This is a genomic window from Streptomyces ochraceiscleroticus (genome assembly GCF_000720485.1).
GTDB lineage: Bacteria > Actinomycetota > Actinomycetes > Streptomycetales > Streptomycetaceae > Streptomyces > Streptomyces ochraceiscleroticus.
The window spans coordinates 42284-61032 of record NZ_JOAX01000037.1 but is presented as its reverse complement, the minus strand read 5'-3'; the positions used below and the strand labels follow the sequence as shown (position 1 = coordinate 61032).

The following is an 18749-nucleotide window of genomic DNA, read 5'->3' as shown; positions in this document are numbered from 1 at the left end:
CCGAGATCTACGCCTCTCTATTCGTCGGCAGCGTCAGATGTGTATAAGAGACAGGCATCACGGAATGCCGTCGTGCGGAAGGAAGTCGGGCGGGAGGGAGGTGACCGGGGGGTGAAAAGAGGGGCCGGAGTGGCCCGGCTGAGCCTCAAGGCGTGCGGCCTCAGGCCGACGTGAGGCGGCGGGCGCAGCCCGTGGTGTGGTCGGGGAGGCGGAGGTACAGGGCCGTGCCGGCCGGGCAGGACGGGCGCTCGCGGACCGTCGCCGTCACCAAGTACTCGGGCCGGTGCCTCGCCCCGGCGCCGGACGCGGCACAGGGCGTCTCACGGGCCTGGAGCCCGGCGGCGAGGTAGACGCAGTCGCCGGGGACGGTGCGGGGGCCGCCGCCCTGCCCCGGGTTCCCAGGGTGCGGCGCGCGCAGGTTGCGCATACAGGCGTACCCCTGCGGGACCGCGCCGTCGCCGTCCTCGTCGGCGTCCGGCCGGTGCTGGCTGATGTGCAGGACGAAGTCGGTACGGGCCGGGCAGAGCGGCCCCCGGGACTGCCGCCCGGCGTGCCGCGCCAGCACCCGGGCCGCGGCCGCCCCGTTCGTGCAGGCCACCTCGCGGAAGGCCACCGCCCGCCCGCGGCTGCTGCACTCGCCGCGGTCCAGGAAGACCGCGCCGTATCCCGTCGGTGGCGCGGTACCGGCGCCGCGGGCCTCAGCACTGGACGACGGCCGGCACCCCGTCAGCAACAGGCCGACCGCCAGCAGGGCGCCCAACAGCGCCCCCGCGCCCCGTGCCCCGCGCACCCCCACCGTCCCCCCTGGACTCGCGCTCACGCTCGCCGCACCCGCCCCGGCAGGCGTGCCGGGGCAGGTGCGACATGCCGGACCAGCGTGACCCGCCGTGACGGGCACACGCCAGACGCGAACGGCGTATTGCGCATGAGGTACGAGGGATGCGGTACGGGCTGTGCGGTACGTGCCGTACGAAGGGTCCGGTACGGGCGCCGGTACGCGCGCCCCAGTCCGGTCAGTACGACAGACCGTGTCCGATGCGGTCAGTACGTCAGGTCGTGCCCGATGTGATGTCCGATGCGGTCAGTACGTCAGGCCGTGGCCGATCGGGAAGAGCTCGGTGCCGGGCGCGTCGGCGCGCATGACCGGGACCGGCAGCCTGCCCTTCGGCTCCCGGCGGCCCGCGATCACCCTGGCGGCGGCGCGCAGTTCGACATCGGTCCACGAGTAGCTGGCCAGCGCCGCCTTGACGCCGTCGAGCTGGGCGATGTCGTACGGATTCCGGATCGCGAGCTGCACCACCGGCTTCCCGGTATCCAGCAGGGCCCGCACCAGCCCCCGCTGCGAGGACCCCGCGGTGACGTTGTACGTGGCGACGACCACCGCGTCGTGTTCCGCCAGCGCCGCCACCGCCGCGTCGGTCTGCGCCTGGGTGGGCGCCGTGCCCGTGGACAGCGCGGTGGCCGTGAAGCCCAGCTCGCCGAGGGTGCGCGCGAGCACACCGGTGGGCGGGCCGCCGGTGCCGGACGGCGCGGCCGGGTCGGCACCGACCACCAGGACGCGGCGTGTGCTGCGCCGGGAGAGCGGCAGCAGCCCGCCCTCGTTGACCAGCAGCGTCGTGGTGCGGTCGGCGATCTTGTCGGCGGTCCTGAGGTGCCGTTTTGTGCCGACCGTACGGTCCACCGCCCGTCGCGAGGTGTACGGACCGGCGAACAGCCCGCGGCGCTCCTTCAGCGCGAGGATGCGCAGCAGCTTCTCGTCGATCTCCCGCTCGCTCAGCTCCCCGTTGCCCACGGCCGTGAGCACGCCCTTGTACGCGGCCTCCAGGTCCGGCGGGTTCAGTAGCTGGTCGACGCCGGCCCGCAGGGCGAGCACCGGGACACGGTCGTCCCCGTACTTCTTGCGCACGCCCTCCATGCCGAGCGAGTCGGTGACCACCACGCCGTCGTAGCCGAGGCGTTCGCGCAGGATGCCGGTGAGGATCGGGCGGGAGAGCGTGGCGGGGTCCTCGCTCTTGTCGAACGCGGGCACGACGATATGGGCCGTCATGATCGAATCTATTCCGGCCGCGATGGCCGCCTTGAAGGGCGGCGCGTCCAGGCGCTCCCACTCCTCGGCGGAGTGGTGGATGTACGGGATCCCGATGTGGCTGTCGGTGTCGGTGTCGCCGTGGCCGGGGAAGTGCTTGGCGGTCGCGGCCACGCCGGCCGCCTGATACCCCTTCACCTCCGCGGCGACGAACCGGGCCACCGCCTTGGGGTCGGCACCGAACGACCGCACGCCGATGACCGGGTTCGCGGGGTTGACGTTGACGTCGGCGGTGGGGGCGTAGTCCTGACGGATGCCCATGGCGTACAGCTCGGCGCCGGAGATCCGGCCGACCGTCTCCACGTCCTCCCGCGAGCCGCCCGCGGCCAGCGCCATCGCCCCGGGGAAGAGCGTGGCGGGCGCGCCGATCCGGGCCACTATCCCGTGTTCCTGGTCGGTGGCGATCAGCAGCGGTACGGGAACGCGCTGGGCGGCGCCCGCCCGCTGGATACCGTTCGAGAGCTCGGCGATCTGGCGCGGATCGCGGGTGTTGTGCGTCCAGGAGAAGTAGATGATGCCGCCGACGTGGTACTTCGCGATCAGCTCGGCGGCGTTCGAAACGCCGATCTCCTTGCGATTGGCCTCGACGTCGGCGGCATCGGGCGCGGTGGCGGAGTGCCCGTACACCCGCATCACGAAGAGCTGCCCGACCTTCTCCTCAAGACTCATCCGGGCAATGAGCGCCCGCAACCGCTCCCGCACGTCCCGCCGCGGCCCACCGGGCGCGGCGTACGCGGTACCGCCGGCGGCCCGCGAAGCGGCCACACCCGTCGCCGCAGCAGCGGCCGCGGTCAGCACGCTACGTCTGGAGTGACCGGCAGACTCGGGAACGGAACGACCGGTGGCTCTGGGGAGATCGGCAGACTCGGGAACGGAACGGTCGGCGGGTCTGGGGGGATCGGCAGGCTGGGGAAGGGAACGGTCGGTGGGTCTGGGGAGATCGGCAGGCTGGGGAAGGGAACGGTCGGTGGGTCTGGGGAGATCGGCAGGTCCGGGCCGGTCGGTGGGCTCGGGCCGGTCGGTGGGCTCGGGCCGGTCGGTGGGCTCGGGCCGGTCGACGGGTCCGGGACGATCGACAGGGCCGGGGTTGCCGGCGGGGCTGGAGTGATCGGCAGGTCCGGAGTGGTCGGTGGCTCTGGAACGGTCGGCACGGCTGGGGCGAGCGGTACGTCTGGAGTGCATGTGCGCTCCTTCCGGAGGGCTCCTCGGAGGCTTCCTCGGTGACTTACTCAGACTTCCTCGACGACTTCCTGGGTGACGTCCTCAACGACTTCTTCGGTGACTCCTCGACGACTCCTCGGCGACTTCCTCGGTGCCGGTGGCACCACACGACCGGGGCGCGGCACAGACCGCTCCCACCCGCCCAGTCCCAGGCATATAGGCGTATTGAAGGAAACTGCCAAGGAGACACGGATATCCGGAAAACAATTGCCGGTCAATGCCCCAGCACCAACCGGGTGATCACACGACCGGAGGTAGGGGGTGGAGAGGCGTGGGTGCGGGGGCGCCGGGGTGCGGGGGCGCCGAGGCGTGGCGACGGGGAGGCTGCTCCGAACGGCGGTCGGCCCGGGATGAGATCCGCCACCGGCGCGTGAGGAGGGGGGTGCGCCGGTGGCGGTGTGCTGCCGGCCGCAGGCGGTGGAGAGGGTGGTCAGCGACGCAGCCAGCAGCGAGGCCGACACCGCTTTGCGGAGACTCACCGGCAGTACGTCGTTGTGACGGACCGGCAACGCCCTGGGTTCCCCGGAACCGTCCCACCCCCCAAGATTGGTACAGATTGGTACTACTGGCACACGGCGGACCGCCCGAGGCCCGCGCGGTGGACCGCCCGAGGGCCGTGCGGTGGACCGCCCGGGGGCCGTGCGATGGGCCCGCCTGGGGGCCGTGCGGTGGGCCGCCCGGCCGACCGCCACCCGCCCTCACTTCGCCGAACTCGCCCTCGCTTCCCCCCTTCCCCTGGTCCTCACTTCTCCAAATTGGTCAGGAGCTGCTCCAGATGTTCGCGGCCGGGGCGGAGGAGGCCGGGGAGCGCGGGCGCCTCGCGGTACCACCGCTTCTCGTACTCCCAGCACAGCCAGCCGTCCCAACCGTCCCCGACGAGTGCCCCGAGGCAGCCGGCCAGTGGGAGCACCCCGGCGCCGAGCGGCAGCGGCGTCTTGTCCTCGGCCGAGGCGACGTCCTTGACCTGGACATAGCCCAGATGAGGGGCGAGCACGGCCTGCGTGGCGGCCGGGTCCTCGCCGCCGAGCCAGGTGTGCAGCACGTCCCACAGCGCCCCGACCGACCCGTGCCCCACCGGACCGACCGCGCGCGCCGCCGCGGCCCCCGTACGGTGCGAATCGTGCGTCTCCAGCAGGACGGTCACGCCCCGGTCCGCAGCGAGCGGCGCGATGGCGCCGAGCCGGCGGGCGGCGTCCGCGTCGGCCTCCGCGGCCGGCCGGTCGCCCGCACCGGGGAACACCCGGACGTACGAGGCGCCCACGTCCGCCGCGAGGCCGACCAGCCCCGCCAACTCGTCCGCGAGCGCCGCCTCGCCCGCCGCGTCCTGCGCCTCGGCGACCTTCGCGTATCCGGCGATGGTGAGGATCTCCACCCCGGCGTCCGCGAACTCCCGGGCGACCTCGGCACGTTCGCTGGGACCGAGGCCCGTGTGCACCGGTTCCTCCGGGTGGGCGCGCAGCTCCACCCCGTGGTACCCGGCGCCGGTGGCGAGCCCGGCCACATCGCGTACCGGCATACCGGGCACGCCCAGCGTCGAGAAGGCGAATCGCATAGCCCTACAGCCCTACCTTTCGCAGCCCTTCACGAAGACCCTCACACCGACCCCACCACACCTGCGGCCACGACCGCAGTCTGAGCCCGCGATTCACCGCCGCAGCCACGACCCGCAGCCACGACCCACAGCCCCATCCGGCAACTCATCGCCACGGCCACGGCCACGGCCACGGCCACGGTCATAGCCACGGCCCACAGTCTCGGTCGGCGACTCACCGGCGCAGCCACGGCTCACAGCCCCAGCCCGCGGTTCACCGTCTCGGCCGACGACTCACAGCCGCAGTCGCCAGTCCTGCCCGACCAGGTCCTGTCCGAAACTGTGGTGCGGCCGCTCGGCGACCAGCTCGAACCCGGCCCGCTCGTAGATCCGCCGGGCGGACGTCAGGACGCTGTTGGTCCACAGCACCAGCTCCTCGTACCCGGCGTCCCGGGCGAAGTCCGTGCAGGCCGCCACCAGCCGCCCGCCGATGCCATGACCGCGCGCTTCCGGCTCCACGAGCAGCAACCGCAGCCGAGCCGTGCGTATCCGCTCCCGCCGACCGCGCCGCCCATCCCCGCTGACCTCCTCGCCATCGGCCTGCGCACCCTCGTCCGCCCGGTCCCGGACGCACATCACCTGGCCCGCCGGTCTGCCGTTCAGTTCGGCGATCCAGGCGCGGTCCCAGTGCGGGTCGAAGTGGTCGGCGAACTCGGCCACGATGTGGGCCACCAGCGCTTCGTAGGAGAGGTCGAAGCCGTACTCGCGGGCGTAGAGCTCGGCGTTGCGCTGCACCATCCAGCCGAGGTCACCGGGGCGAGTGGTCCGCAGGGTCACCTGGTCCGACGCCGGCCCGGCATGGGCGACGGACGTGGGCTCGGGAACGGCGTCCGGCGGTTCCGCGTCGGGCGGGGTGGCGTCGCCGAGCAGCTCGCGGATTGTCGCCATGGACTCCACCAGTCGGGCGCGGTCCGGCCCGCGCAGCCCTTCCAGGAGCCGGCCGGCGCTGTCCTGCGACCGCTCCTCCAAGGTGGACGCCGCCTCCCGGCCGTGCGGGGTGAGCGCGATGCGCCGGCGTCGCGAGTCCTGCTCCGAGCGGCCGGTGGTGATCAGCTCGCGCTCCTCGAACTTCCCGAGCAGACGACTGAGGTAGCCCGCGTCCAGGGAGAGCGTGACCCGCAGGTCCGCGGCGTCCACCTGACCAGGGCTGTTGGCGAGCTCGTACAGCAGCCGGGCCTCGGTGAGCGTGTACGGAGTGTAGAGATGGCGGCCGTAGTCGAGCGCGCCGATGAGGTTGGTGTAGAAGCGGTTGAAGCGGCGGAATTCCTGGACGGTCATGGCATCCCCCAAAAACCTTGACTGAGTCAAGAATAGGGCGGAGCCGTCGACTTGCGTATCACCAATTCGGATGAAAGCAGCACCACGCCGTCCGCCGGCGCCGGCTCCCGGCCCATCGCCAGCCGGCCGGCCCGCGCTCCGGCCTCGGTCAGCGGCAGCCGGACGGTTGTCAGCGCCGGCACGGCGTCCATGCTGAAGGGGAGGTCGTCGAAGCCGGCGACCGAGACGTCCTCGGGGACCCGCAGCCCGTGCTCGCGCAGCGCGGCGCAGACGCCCAGCGCGACCGTGTCATTGGCCGCGACGACGGCGGTCAGATCCTCGTCCCGCCGGAGGAGCTCGTGGGCTGCCGCATAGCCGGAGGCCCGGTCGTAGGCGCCGTGGACCGTGCGGCCGGGCACGTCCTCGATGCCGTGCGTCGCGAGGGCGGCGCGGTGGCCCTCCAGCCGGTGCCGGGTGGTGGTGAGCCCCTCGGGGCCCGCGACGCACCCGATCCGGCGGTGGCCGAGGGCGACCAGATGCTCGGTCAGCGACCGCGCGCCGCCCCGGTTGTCGAACGCGACGGTCAGCGGAGCAGGCCCCGCGTCGGCAGCGGAAGCCGGGGAAGCCGCCGCGGAGGCAGCCCCCGCGGCCCGACCGCCCGCCACCGGCGCCTCCGCCGAGCCTCCGGCACCCGCCGTCGCGCCCGCCGGCAGCGGCGGGCGGCCGCACAGCACCACCTGGGTCCCCGCCGCGGACAGCCGCGCCACGCGGGCCGCCAACGCCGCCGTATGCGCGGGGTCCTCGGTCGCGCCGCCGGTCAGTACCACGGCGCCGGCCCGCTGGCGGTGCAGCAGCGTGAGGTAGGTCAGCTCGCGCTCCGGGGAGCCGCCGGTGTTGCAGACCACGGCGAGCTTCTCGCCGCCGGAGGTGCCGTCGCCGCTCATCTCCGACTGCACCGCGCTCGCGAGTACTCCGAAGAACGGGTCGGCGACGTCGTTGACGAGGATGCCGACCAGGTCGGAGGTGGCTGCGGCGAGCGCGCTGGCCGGTCCGTTCGCGACGTACTCCAGTTCCGCGACCGCCCGCAGCACTCGGTCGCGGGTGGCCTCGGCCACCGGATAGTTGCTGTTCAGCACGCGTGAGACGGTCGCCGCCGAGACCCCCGCCCGCGCGGCGACGTCCGCCAGTGTCACGGTCATATCGCTCCCCGTCCCCCTTCCTGCGGCGCCACGTCCGGCGTCGCCCCTCTTGTGGCGCCTCGCGTCGCAGGCTAGCTTCTCTCGCGATGGAAAGCGCTTTCTATGCGTGACCGGGTGAACAACTCCGGGCGCTGGGTGCCGCGCGCCCTTCGTCGGCGCTTTCCGTGCGCTTGTCCGTTCGCGGACCACGGGGCCGCGACCGGTACCACCGGTTGATGTGAGGGGTCGGGTTGTGACACGCAAGACCGTACGGATCGCCATGAACGGCGTGACCGGGCGCATGGGCTACCGCCAGCACCTCCTCCGCTCGATCCTCGCCCTGCGCGAGCAGGGCGGCCTGGACGTGGGCGGGGGCACGGTGATCTGGCCCGAACCGGTCCTGGTCGGCCGCGCGGAGCACAAGCTCGCGGCCATGGCCGACCGGCACGGCCTCACGGAGTGGTCCACCGACCTGGACGCGGTGCTGGCCGACGACAGCATCGACATCTACTTCGACGCACAGGTCACCGCCGCCCGCGAGGAGGCCGTCAAGAAGGCGATCGCCGCGGGCAAGCACCTCTACGTGGAGAAGCCCACCGCCACCGGGCTCGCCGGTGCGCTCGAACTGGCGCGGCTGGCCCAGGCTGCGGGCATCAAGCACGGCGTCGTCCAGGACAAGATCTTCCTGCCGGGCCTGCTGAAGCTGAAGCGGCTCATCGAGGGCGGCTTCTTCGGCCGCATCCTGTCCGTCCGGGGCGAGTTCGGCTACTGGGTCTTCGAGGGCGACTGGCAGGAGGCACAGCGCCCGTCGTGGAACTACCGGGCGGAGGACGGCGGTGGCATCGCGACGGACATGTTCCCGCACTGGGAGTACGTACTGCACGAGCTGTTCGGGCCGGTACGCACCGTCCAGGCCCAGCTGGCCACCCACATCCCGCGCCGCTGGGACGAGGCCGGGAAGCCGTACGAGGCGACCGCCGACGACGCCGCGTACGGGATCTTCGAGCTGGCGAGCGGCGCCGTTGCGCAGATCAACTCCTCCTGGGCGGTGCGCGTCAACCGGGACGAGCTGGTGGAGTTCCAGGTGGACGGCACGGAGGGGTCGGCCGTCGCGGGCCTGCGCCGCTGCCGGGTCCAGCACCGTTCCGCGACCCCCAAGCCGGTCTGGAACCCGGACCTGCCGGCCACGGAGGACTTCAGGGCGCAGTGGCAGGAGGTGCCCGACAACGAGACGTTCGACAACGGCTTCAAGGAGCAGTGGGCGCTCTTCCTGCGCCACGTGGTGCTCGACGAGCTGTGGCGGTGGGACCTCATGGCGGGCGCGCGCGGCGTGCACCTCGCCGAACTGGGCATCCGCTCGGCACAAGAAGGGCGCCGCCTGGACGTACCGGAGCTGAGCCTGTGAGCGCCGCGTCCGAAACCAACGCCGTGCCTGAAGCAACGCCTGTGAGCGCCGCGCCCGTAGGTGCGGCGGTCCCGTTCACCTCCCGTACCGTCTTCGCCGCCGCGCACGTCGTCGCCGACCCGAATGCCGACACCACCCCGGACGGCCCCGCCGTACTGGACTGGGACGCGACCCTCGCCTTCCGGCGCCACCTGTGGTCGCACGGCCTGGGCGTCGCCGAGGCCATGGACACCGCGCAGCGCGGCATGGGCCTGGACTGGGCGACCGCCGCCGAGCTGATCCGGCGGTCGGCCGCCGAGGCCAGGGCGGTGGGCGGCCGGATCGCGTGCGGGGTGGGCACCGACCAGCTCCCGCCCGGGGAGGCGGGACTGTCGGACGTGCGCGCCGCCTACGAGGAGCAGCTCGCCCTGGTGGAGGAGGCCGGCGGACAGCCGATCCTGATGGCGTCGCGGCAGTTGGCGGCGGTCGCGGGCGGGCCCGAGGCGTACGCGGAGATGTACGGGCACCTGCTCCGGCAGAGCAGTGAGCCGGTCATCCTGCACTGGCTCGGCCCGATGTTCGACCCTGCGCTGGAGGGCTACTGGGGCAGCGGCGATCTCGACGCGGCCACCGAGACGTTCCTGCAGATCATCGCCGAGCACCCGGACAAGGTCGACGGCGTGAAGGTCTCGCTGCTCGACGCGGACCGGGAGGTGGCGCTGCGCCGCCGGCTGCAGACAATGGGGGCGGCCCGAAGGGCCTCGGACAAGGGTGGTGGTGGGCGACGGGAGGGAGTGCGCTGCTACACGGGCGACGACTTCCACTACCCCGAACTGATCGCCGGCGACCAACGGGGCTTCAGCCACGCCCTGCTGGGTGTCTTCGACCCGCTCGCGCCGCTGGCCGCCGAGGCCGTGCGCCTGCTGGACACCGGGAACACCGCCGCGTTCCACAAGGTCCTGGACCCCACTGTGGAGCTGGCCCGGCACCTCTTCGAAGCGCCGACCCGCTACTACAAGACCGGCGTCGTCTTCCTGGCCTGGCTCTCGGGCCACCAGGCGCACTTCACGATGGCCGGCGGCCTGCAGTCGGCCCGCTCGCTGCGGCACTTGCGCCGGGCGTACGAACTGGCGGGCGGGCTCGGCCTGTTCCCCGACCCCGAGCTGGCCCGGCACCGGATGGCCAAGCTGACCGCCGTACTCGGAGGAGACGCATGACCGGCCGCCGCACGAAGGACGACCTCGCGCGCCTCAGCCTCAACCAGGAGACGGTCAAGCAGTGGTCGCTGCCCGAGCTGGCGGACGGCTGCGCGGCGGCCGGGCTGCGCCACGTGGGCCTGTGGCGCGAACCCGTACAGAAGTACGGCGTCGACGCGGCCGCCAAGCTCATGCGGGAGGCGGGGCTGACCGTCACCAGCCTGTGCCGCGGCGGCTTCTTCACCGCGACCGACCCTCAGAAACGCGCCGCCGCGCTCGACGACAACCGGGCGGCGCTCGACGAGGCCGCGGCCCTCGGTACGGACACGCTCGTCCTGGTGTCCGGCGGTCTGCCGCCCGGCAGCCGGGACCTGCACGGGGCGCGGGAGCGCGTGGCAGAGGCGCTGGCCGAGCTGGGGCCGTACGCCGCAGAGCGGGGCGTACGGCTGGCGATCGAGCCGCTGCACCCGATGTACGCGTCGGACCGCTGCGTCGTCTCCACGCTCGCCCAGGCGCTCGACCTCGCCGAGCGGTTCCCCGCGGAACAGGTGGGCGTGGTCGTGGACACGTACCACCTGTGGTGGGACGACACGGTCGGGGAGGGGATCGAACGTGCGGGGCGCGGCGGACGGCTCGCGGCGTTCCAGCTCGCCGACTGGGTGACCCCGCTGCCCGAAGGGGTACTGCTCGGCCGCGGTCAGCTCGGGGACGGGGCGGTGGACCTGCGGTGGTTCCGCGAACGGACCGAAGCGGCCGGACATGACGGGCCCATCGAGGTCGAGATTTTCAACCCGGGCCTGTGGGAGCGGGACGGGGCCGAGGTACTGGCCGAGGTGATCGCCCGTTACCGGGAGCACGTACTGCGCGCAGAGTGAGGCGGGCGCGCGCAGGAGAGCTCGGGTGCCCGGCTGAACGCGCCGTGCGCGCCGTGCGTCCGGGCGCGGGCCGCGATGCGAACTGCGCCGAAAGAGGGGCGGAACCACGCAACCGTTCCGGCCCTTTGGAGGTCGTACTGGACATCGGCGCCTGCGGGGGAGACCCGGGGGATGGTCGGGCGGCGATGAAAAGGGGGGAACCCGAGGGGGGACCGAGGGGCCCGGCAGTACGCCGGGCCCCTCGAAATGGCCGGTCGAAATGTCCGGCCTGTGGATAACCTGCAGGCCCGGCCGCCGGGTTGTCCACAGGCCCCCGGCGATGTCCGATCCCGGCGGTACCTTCGGTTCCATGCAGCGAACGCGCGGGGGAGGCCCGAACAACCCACCCGGCCAGGCCGTCGTCGAAGGTGTCCTGGAGCGGATCACTTACGCCAACGAGGACAACGGCTACACGGTCGCGCGCGTCGACACCGGCCGCGGCGGCAATGACCTGCTCACAGTGGTCGGGGCGCTGCTCGGCGCCCAGCCGGGCGAGTCGCTGCGCATGGAGGGCCGCTGGGGCTCCCACCCCCAGTTCGGCCGCCAGTTCATGGTCGAGAACTACCGCACGGTGCTTCCCGCCACGGTGCAGGGCATCCGCCGCTATCTCGGCTCCGGCCTGATCAAGGGCATCGGCCCGCGGATCGCCGACCGGATCACCGAGCACTTCGGCACGGACACCCTCGAGGTCATCGAGAAGGAGCCGAAGCGCCTCATCGAAGTGCCCGGCCTCGGGCCGAAGCGGACGAAGATGATCGGCGCGGCCTGGGAGGAGCAGAAGGCCATCAAGGAGGTCATGGTCTTCCTCCAGGGAGTCGGAGTGTCCACCTCCATCGCGGTGCGGATCTACAAGAAGTACGGCGACGCATCCATCTCTGTTGTACGGAACCAGCCGTACCGCCTCGCCGCCGATGTCTGGGGCATCGGCTTCCTGACCGCCGACCGCATCGCCCAGTCGGTGGGCATCCCGCACGACAGCCCGGACCGGGTGAAGGCCGGCCTGCAGTACGCGCTGTCCCAGTCCACCGATCAGGGGCACTGCTTCCTGCCCCAGGAACAGCTCATCGCCGACTCCGTGAAGCTGCTTCAGGTGGACACGGGGCTGGTCATCGACTGCCTGGCGGAGCTGGCCGAGGATCCGGAAGGGGTGGTGCGGGAGACCGTGCCCGCGCCTGACGGCGGCGAGCCCATAACGGCCGTGTATCTGGTCCCCTTCCACCGCGCCGAGCTGTCCCTGGCCGGGCGGCTGCGGCGGCTGCTGCGGGCCGGGGAGGACCGGATGCCGGCCTTCCACGACGTGCCGTGGGACAAGGCGCTGGCGTGGCTCGCCGACCGTACGGGAGCCAAGCTGGCGCCCGAGCAGGAGGCGGCGGTGAAGCTGGCGCTGACCGAGAAGGTCGCGGTGCTCACCGGCGGCCCCGGCTGCGGCAAGTCCTTCACGGTCCGCTCTGTGGTGGAGCTGGCGCGCGCCAAGAGGGCACAGGTACTGCTGGCGGCGCCGACCGGGCGGGCCGCCAAGCGGCTGGCCGAGCTGACCGGCGCGGAGGCCGCCACGGTGCACCGGCTGCTGGAGCTGAAGCCCGGCGGGGACGCCGCGTACGACCAGGACCGGCCGCTGGACGCCGACCTCGTGGTGGTCGACGAGGCGTCGATGCTGGACCTGCTGCTCGCCAACAAGCTCATCAAGGCCGTGCCGCCGGGCGCACACCTCCTCCTCGTGGGCGATGTGGACCAGCTGCCGTCCGTGGGCGCCGGGGAGGTGCTGCGCGACCTGCTCGCGGACGACAGCCCGGTGCCGGCCGTACGGCTGACCAGGATCTTCCGGCAGGCGCAGCATTCGGGTGTGGTGACCAACGCACACCGGATCAACGCCGGGACGCTGCCGATCACGACCGGCATGCCCGACTTCTTCCTCTTCCCGCAGGAGGACACCGAGGAGGCCGGGCGGCTGACGGTCGATGTGGCGGCCCGCCGGATCCCGGCGAAGTTCGGCCTCGACCCGCGGCGGGACGTGCAGGTGCTGGCGCCGATGCACCGCGGTCCGGCCGGCGCCGGCGCGCTGAACGGTCTGCTGCAGCAAGCGGTCACCCCGGCCCGGCCCGACCTCCCCGAGCGCCGCTTCGGCGGCCGGGTTTTCCGCGTCGGCGACAAGGTCACCCAGATCCGGAACAACTACGAGAAGGGCCGCAACGGCGTCTTCAACGGCACGGTGGGGGTGGTCACGGACCTGAGCGTCGAGGACCAGCGGCTGACCGTGCTGACCGACGAGGACGAGGAGGTGCCGTACGACTTCGACGAGCTGGACGAGCTGGCGCACGCGTACGCGGTGACGATCCACCGTTCGCAGGGAAGTGAGTACCCGGCAGTGGTGATTCCCGTCACGACGGGGGCGTGGATGATGCTGCAGCGCAATCTTCTCTATACGGCGGTTACCCGGGCAAAGCGATTGGTGGTGCTGGTGGGGTCGCGCAAGGCGCTGGGCCAGGCGGTGCGGACGATATCGGCGGGTCGCAGGCATACCGCGCTGGATCACCGGCTTGGCGGCACGATGTGAGGTGTCACCCCTTTCCCCATTGGGGCGAAGGGGCGCAAGATGGGCAGCTGGGCGGCACTGAGTGCCGTCTTAGGGCCCTATGGCCGACCCCGAGTGCACAGGCAAGGTCCAAATGGGGGAAGGTATAGGCAGTCAGGGCACCTCGAAGAAGAGGCACAACGTCGGTGAGGGATGACGTGAGCGACAACTCTGTAGTACTGCGTTACGGGGACGGCGAATACACCTACCCGGTCGTCGACAGCAGCGTCGGCGACAAGGGCTTCGACATCTCGAAGCTGCGCGCACAGACCGGTCTGGTGACCCTGGATTCCGGTTACGGCAACACCGCTGCGTATAAATCCGCGGTCACCTATCTCGATGGTGAAGCGGGCATTCTCCGGTACCGCGGCTACCCGATCGAGCAGCTCGCAGAGCGCAGCACGTTCATCGAGACCGCGTACCTGCTCATCAACGGCGAGCTGCCGACCGTCGACGAGCTGTCCTCCTTCAAGGAGGACATCACCTACCACACGCTGCTCCACGAGGACGTCAAGCGCTTCTACGACGGCTTCCCGCGGGACGCCCACCCGATGGCGATGCTGTCCTCGGTCGTCAGCGCGCTGTCCACCTTCTACCAGGACAGCCACAACCCGTTCGATGAGCAGCAGCGCTACCTCTCCAGCATCCGGCTGCTGGCCAAGCTGCCGACGATCGCGGCGTACGCGTACAAGAAGTCGGTCGGCCACCCGGTCGTCTACCCGCGGAACGACCTCGGCTACGTCGAGAACTTCCTGCGCATGACCTTCTCGGTGCCCGCCGCCGAGTACGACCTGGACCCGGTCGTCACCAGCGCCCTGGACAAGCTGCTGATCCTGCACGCCGACCACGAGCAGAACTGCTCGACCTCGACCGTGCGCCTGGTCGGCTCCTCGCAGGCGAACCTCTTCGCCTCGATCTCGGCCGGCATCAACGCGCTGTGGGGCCCGCTGCACGGCGGTGCGAACCAGTCCGTGCTGGAGATGCTGGAAGGCATCCAGCGCGACGGCGGCGACGTCGACACCTTCATCCGCAAGGTGAAGAACAAGGAAGACGGCGTGAAGCTCATGGGCTTCGGGCACCGCGTCTACAAGAACTTCGACCCCCGGGCGAAGATCATCAAGGCGGCGGCGCACGACGTCCTCTCGGCGCTCGGCAAGTCCGACCAGCTCCTGGACATCGCCCTGAAGCTGGAAGAGCACGCGCTGGCCGACGACTACTTCGTCGAGCGCAAGCTCTACCCGAACGTGGACTTCTACACTGGCCTGATCTACCGGGCCATGGGCTTCCCGACCGAGATGTTCACCGTGCTCTTCGCGCTCGGCCGGCTCCCCGGTTGGATCGCCCAGTGGCACGAGATGATCAAGGAGCCCGGCTCCCGCATCGGCCGTCCGCGCCAGATCTACACCGGCGTGGTCGAGCGCGACTTCGTCCCGGTCGAGCAGCGCTGACACCAGGCTTGCCGTCCGCCGGCCCGCAGTGCGGGCCGGCCAGGGCCCGCCGCGCGCGCCGCGAAAGCGGCTGAACGCGTGCCGCGAAAGCGGCTGCAAAAAGGCGAAAAGCGCCCCTCGCTCCAGATCCCCCCACGGGTCCGGAGCGGGGGGCGCTTCCCTTTCCCGGGTCGGATTCCCCCCACGGGATCCGTCCGGGCGTCCATTGAGGGCACCCTGCTCTACTGCGTTGCGCGAGCTGCCGGGACGCGCACGTACGGGAGGGCCGCTCAAAGCTCCCCGGGCACGTCGCCCCGGCCACGCGTACCGGACGAAGTCCCCCAAGACCGGTCCGGTTGCCGAGTACAAGCCCCGCCGGGGTGCTTGTACTGCACGGTTAGACTCACGACCCCCTCGAATGGTTACGTCCGAACCTCTGTGATCTGGGTCTCTTGCCATATCGGGCGAATACGGTCAAGGGCCCCGGTCAGGAGATCGGGGCCCCAGTGTATGGGTACGGTGCGGGTTGTGAGAACTGTGTGAAGGTCCCCAATCAGGTGAAGAACCCCACCCAGTTACTCGCGAAGAACGGGAACTCCCTGGGCCCTGCGCGCATCCCGGGAGCTCCGTTCCACGACGGGACGGTCCGCCCGCAAAGTCTTCTGCTTGCCCGCAGAGTCTCCTACGTGAACGACCGCAGCCGCAGGCTGTTCGTCACCACGAAGACCGACGAGAACGCCATCGCCGCCCCCGCGATCATCGGGTCGAGCAGCCCGGCCACCGCGAGCGGAATGGCCGCGACGTTGTAGCCGAACGCCCAGAAAAGGTTGCCCTTGATCGTCCCCAGGGTGCGCCGGGCGAGCCGGATGGCGTCGGCCGCTACCCGGATGTCCCCGCGGGCGAGGGTGAGGTCGGCGGCCTCGATGGCCGCGTCCGTACCGGTACCGATGGCCAGGCCCAGGTCGGCGCGGGCGAGCGCGGCGGCGTCGTTCACGCCGTCCCCGACCATGGCGACCGACCGGCCCTGCTCCTGCAGCCGCTGTACCACCGCGACCTTGTCCTCCGGCATGACCTCGGCGAAAACCTGGTCGGCGTCGATGCCGACCTCGCGGGCGACGCTCGCCGCGACGGCCTTGTTGTCGCCGGTGAGCAGTACCGGGGTCAGCCCGAGCGACCGCAGCCGCGCGACCGCCTCCGTACTGCCGTCCTTCACGGTGTCGGCGACCGACAGCACGCCGCGTACTCGCCCGTCCCAGGCGACCAGGACGGCCGTACGGCCCGCGGCCTCGGCCCGGTCCCGGGCGTCGGCGAGCTCGGCGGGGAGCGCGGAACCCTCCGTGGCGGTCAGCAGGCGCTCGCGGCCCACGACGACCTCGTGGCCGTCCACGGTGCCGCGTACGCCCAGGCCCGCCGCGCTCTCGAAGCGCTCTACCGCCGGAAGCTCCCCCACGCGCTTCTGAGCGCCCTCCGCGATCGCCCGGGCCACCGGGTGCTCCGAGGCGTGCTCCAGGGCGCCGGCGAGCCGCAGCAGGGTCTTCTCGTCCGTGTCCGCCGCCGGGACCGCCTCGTACAGGCTCATCCGCCCGGTGGTGACCGTGCCGGTCTTGTCCAGAACGACCGTGTCGACCCGGCGCGTGGACTCCAGTACCTCCGGGCCCTTGATCAGGATGCCGAGCTGGGCGCCCCGGCCCGTACCGACCATCAGCGCGGTCGGCGTGGCCAGCCCCAGCGCGCACGGGCAGGCGATGATCAGGACGGCGACCGCGGCGGTGAACGCGGCGGTGGCGTCGCCGGTCACCAGCAGCCGTACGACGAGCGTGGCGAGGGCGATCACCAGTACCACCGGCACGAAGACGGCCGAGATCCGGTCCGCGAGCCGTTGCGCTTCGGCCTTGCCGCTCTGCGCGTCCTCCACGAGCTGCGCCATCCGCGCGAGCCGGGTGTCCGCGCCGATGCGGGTGGCCTCGACGACGAGCCGTCCCGCGGTGTTCACGGTCGCGCCGGTCACCGCGTCGCCCGGCGCCACGTCGACCGGTACGGACTCGCCGGTGAGCATCGAGGCGTCCACGGCCGAGGAGCCCTCGACGACCGTCCCGTCCGTCGCGATCTTCTCCCCGGGCCGTACGACGAACCGGTCGCCGACGGCCAGCCGGTCCACCGGGATGCGCGTTTCGCGCCCGTCGCGGAGGACGGCCACGTCCTTGGCGCCCAGGTCCATCAGGGCGCGCAGCGCCGCGCCCGCCTTCCGCTTGGAGCGGGCCTCCAGATAGCGCCCGAGCAGCAGGAACGCGGTGACTCCGGCCGCCGCCTCCAGGTAGATCGCGGACGAGCCGTCCCCGTGCCGGGCGGTCAGATCGAAGCCGTGCCGCATCCCCGGCATCCCGGCGTGCCCGAAGAACAGCGCCCACAGCGACCAGCCGAACGCGGCCAGCGTGCCGAGGGAGACCAGCGTGTCCATCGTGGCGGCGCCGTGCCGCAGGTTCGTCCAGGCAGCGCGGTGGAAGGGGTACGCGCCCCAGACGACGACCGGCGCGGCCAGCGTCAGGCACAGCCACTGCCAGTTGTCGAACTGCAGTACAGGAATCATCGACAGCGCGACCACGGGCGCGGCGAGTACGGCCGAGACGGTCAGCCGCTGGCGCAGCGATGCCAGGGCGCCGTCGGGTCCTTCCTGGGCTCCGGCTTCTTTCTCCTCGTGCGCGCCCGGCGCGGGGGAGGTCGGCTCCGGCTCGGGCTGCGGCTCGCGCGCCGTGTACCCGGTCCGCTCCACCGTGGCGATCAGATCGGCGATCTCGACGCCCGGCTCATAGGCGACCCGCGCCTTCTCCGTCGCGTAATTGACGGTGGCGGTCACGCCCTCCATCCGGTTGAGCTTCTTCTCCACGCGCGCGGCGCACGAGGCGCAGGTCATGCCGCCGATGGCCAGCTCGACCTGCGCCTGCACGGCTGTCTCCGGCATGGGGGTCAGGCCCGGCCCACGAGCTCGTAGCCGGCCTCGTCGACGGCGGCGCGCACGGCCTCCTCGTCGAGCGGGGCCTGCGAGACGACGGTGACGAGACCGGTCGAGGCGGCCGCCTCGACCGAGCTGACACCGGCGATCTCCGAGATCTCTTCCCTCACTGCGCCCTCACAGTGACCGCAGGTCATGCCGGTGACCTTGTAGGTGGTGGTGACGGGCTGGTCGGCCGGTGCGGACATGGGATTCTCCTAGTGCCGGGGTGGCTGTTGGTGTTCCACGTACCACTTTATACCCCTAGGGGGTATGAACGCACGGGTATCCCGCACCGCCGCCGAAAAACCCACCCGAACCCTACGTAATTGGCCATGCCGCGGGGATGGGGTCAGCCTGGAAGAACACAGGGAACGCCCGGCCGAGGGATCGGGGCCGCCGTGAACGCGCTCGCCATGTACGGACTACTGGCACTGACCACCGCGCCGCCACTGCTGCCCAACTCCGCCCTCCTCGCCTGGGCCGGCGTCCTCGCCGCCCACGGCACCCTCCACCTCCCCCTCGTCCTCCTGACGGTCGCGGGCAGCGCGGTCGCGGGAGACCTGGCACTCCACTTGGCGGCCCGGAAGTTCGGGGGACCGGCGCGCCGCTGGATGCGGCGCAGCACGCGGCGCAGGCTGTTCCTGGAGCGCACGACCCTGCTGATCGACCGGTACGGCGTGCCCTTCGTGGCGGGCGTCCGCTTCCTCCCGGCGGGGCGGGTCGCCGCGGCGCTCGCCACCGGCCTGGTCCGGTACCCCGTACGGCGTTATGTCCTCGGCTGTGCGATTGCCGAGACGCTCTGGGCCTCGTACTCGGTCGGCGTCGGCTACCTCGGCGTCACGGCCACCAGGTCCCTCGTCCCCGCCCTCGCTCTGAGTCTCGGCCTCTCCGCGGCGGTCTGCGGCGCGACGGCCCTTGTCCAGTACCTGGT

12 protein-coding genes and 1 pseudogene are annotated in these 18749 nt (G+C 71.8%); 6 read left to right on the top strand and 7 right to left on the bottom strand.

From position 1 onward, the window contains the following. Nucleotides 1–160: 160 nt before the first annotated feature. From IG84_RS0133470 to IG84_RS38395, 5 genes are all read right to left on the bottom strand, one after another. Nucleotides 161–790, bottom strand: coding sequence for a hypothetical protein (locus IG84_RS0133470; RefSeq protein WP_245659690.1), 630 nt, complete (start codon nt 788–790; stop codon nt 161–163). Nucleotides 791–1081: 291 nt separating this feature from the next. After that, nucleotides 1082–2884, bottom strand: a complete 1803-nt coding sequence (locus tag IG84_RS0133465) for a glycoside hydrolase family 3 protein (RefSeq protein ID WP_031065819.1) — start codon at nt 2882–2884, stop codon at nt 1082–1084. Nucleotides 2885–4049: 1165 nt separating this feature from the next. Further along, nucleotides 4050–4859: a sugar phosphate isomerase/epimerase family protein gene (locus IG84_RS0133455; protein WP_031065817.1), complete on the bottom strand. Its 810-nt coding sequence runs from the start codon at nt 4857–4859 to the stop codon at nt 4050–4052. Nucleotides 4860–5132: 273 nt separating this feature from the next. After that, nucleotides 5133–6176, bottom strand: coding sequence for a bifunctional helix-turn-helix transcriptional regulator/GNAT family N-acetyltransferase (locus tag IG84_RS0133450; RefSeq protein WP_031065814.1), 1044 nt, complete (start codon nt 6174–6176; stop codon nt 5133–5135). A gap of 26 nt (nt 6177–6202) precedes the next feature. After that, a complete protein-coding gene (locus IG84_RS38395) occupies nt 6203–7354 on the bottom strand; it encodes a LacI family DNA-binding transcriptional regulator (RefSeq protein ID WP_037801151.1) in 1152 nt (383 codons plus the stop codon). Between the two features lie 232 nt (nt 7355–7586). On the opposite strand from IG84_RS38395, the gene IG84_RS0133435 reads away from it, so the two are divergent. The 5 genes from IG84_RS0133435 (at nt 7587) to IG84_RS0133415 (ending at nt 14847) form a co-directional block, all read left to right on the top strand. Continuing rightward, the gene (locus IG84_RS0133435; RefSeq protein ID WP_031065810.1) at nt 7587–8738 is read left to right on the top strand and encodes a Gfo/Idh/MocA family protein; all 1152 of its coding nucleotides are present in this window, start codon (nt 7587–7589) and stop codon (nt 8736–8738) included. Nucleotides 8739–8761: 23 nt separating this feature from the next. After that, nucleotides 8762–9934, top strand: coding sequence for a dihydrodipicolinate synthase family protein (locus tag IG84_RS0133430; protein ID WP_051862762.1), 1173 nt, complete (start codon nt 8762–8764; stop codon nt 9932–9934). Further along, nucleotides 9931–10788 carry a sugar phosphate isomerase/epimerase family protein gene (locus tag IG84_RS0133425; protein WP_031065802.1) on the top strand — a complete coding sequence of 286 codons (858 nt, stop codon included), beginning with the start codon at nt 9931–9933 and terminating at the stop codon, nt 10786–10788. The genes IG84_RS0133430 and IG84_RS0133425 overlap by 4 nt, the downstream gene beginning before the upstream one ends. 349 nt (nt 10789–11137) lie before the next feature. Continuing rightward, a complete protein-coding gene (gene recD2, locus IG84_RS0133420; protein WP_051862761.1) occupies nt 11138–13381 on the top strand; it encodes an SF1B family DNA helicase RecD2 in 2244 nt (747 codons plus the stop codon). Nucleotides 13382–13557: 176 nt separating this feature from the next. Beyond that, entirely contained in the window at nt 13558–14847 is a 1290-nt protein-coding gene (locus IG84_RS0133415) for a citrate synthase (RefSeq protein WP_030249960.1), read from the top strand. A gap of 661 nt (nt 14848–15508) precedes the next feature. Here the strand turns inward: IG84_RS0133415 and IG84_RS0133410 are convergent. Together IG84_RS0133410 and IG84_RS0133405 are read right to left on the bottom strand one after the other, a co-directional pair. Next, the gene (locus IG84_RS0133410) at nt 15509–17785 is read right to left on the bottom strand and encodes a heavy metal translocating P-type ATPase (RefSeq protein WP_031065796.1); all 2277 of its coding nucleotides are present in this window, start codon (nt 17783–17785) and stop codon (nt 15509–15511) included. A 5-nt stretch (nt 17786–17790) separates the two neighbouring features. Further along, nucleotides 17791–18024 (bottom strand): heavy-metal-associated domain-containing protein, encoded by a 234-nt coding sequence (locus IG84_RS0133405; RefSeq protein ID WP_031065793.1) that lies wholly within the window; start codon nt 18022–18024, stop codon nt 17791–17793. A gap of 126 nt (nt 18025–18150) precedes the next feature. On the opposite strand from IG84_RS0133405, the pseudogene IG84_RS40255 reads away from it, so the two are divergent. Continuing rightward, a pseudogene (locus IG84_RS40255) lies at nt 18151–18588 on the top strand (DedA family protein); the annotation flags it as partial. Between the last annotated feature and the right edge of the window lie 161 nt (nt 18589–18749).

Bases quoted from the DNA above. Each gene is read 5' to 3' on its own strand.
- recD2 (WP_051862761.1), top strand. From the start codon at position 11,138: ATGCAGCGAACGCGCGGGGGAGGCCCGAACAACCCACCCGGCCAGGCC.
- IG84_RS0133410 (WP_031065796.1), bottom strand. From the start codon at position 17,785: ATGCCGGAGACAGCCGTGCAGGCGCAGGTCGAGCTGGCCATCGGCGGC.
- IG84_RS0133450 (WP_031065814.1), bottom strand. From the start codon at position 6,176: ATGACCGTCCAGGAATTCCGCCGCTTCAACCGCTTCTACACCAACCTC.
- IG84_RS0133425 (WP_031065802.1), top strand. From the start codon at position 9,931: ATGACCGGCCGCCGCACGAAGGACGACCTCGCGCGCCTCAGCCTCAAC.
- IG84_RS0133405 (WP_031065793.1), bottom strand. From the start codon at position 18,024: ATGTCCGCACCGGCCGACCAGCCCGTCACCACCACCTACAAGGTCACC.
- IG84_RS0133455 (WP_031065817.1), bottom strand. From the start codon at position 4,859: ATGCGATTCGCCTTCTCGACGCTGGGCGTGCCCGGTATGCCGGTACGC.
- IG84_RS38395 (WP_037801151.1), bottom strand. From the start codon at position 7,354: ATGACCGTGACACTGGCGGACGTCGCCGCGCGGGCGGGGGTCTCGGCG.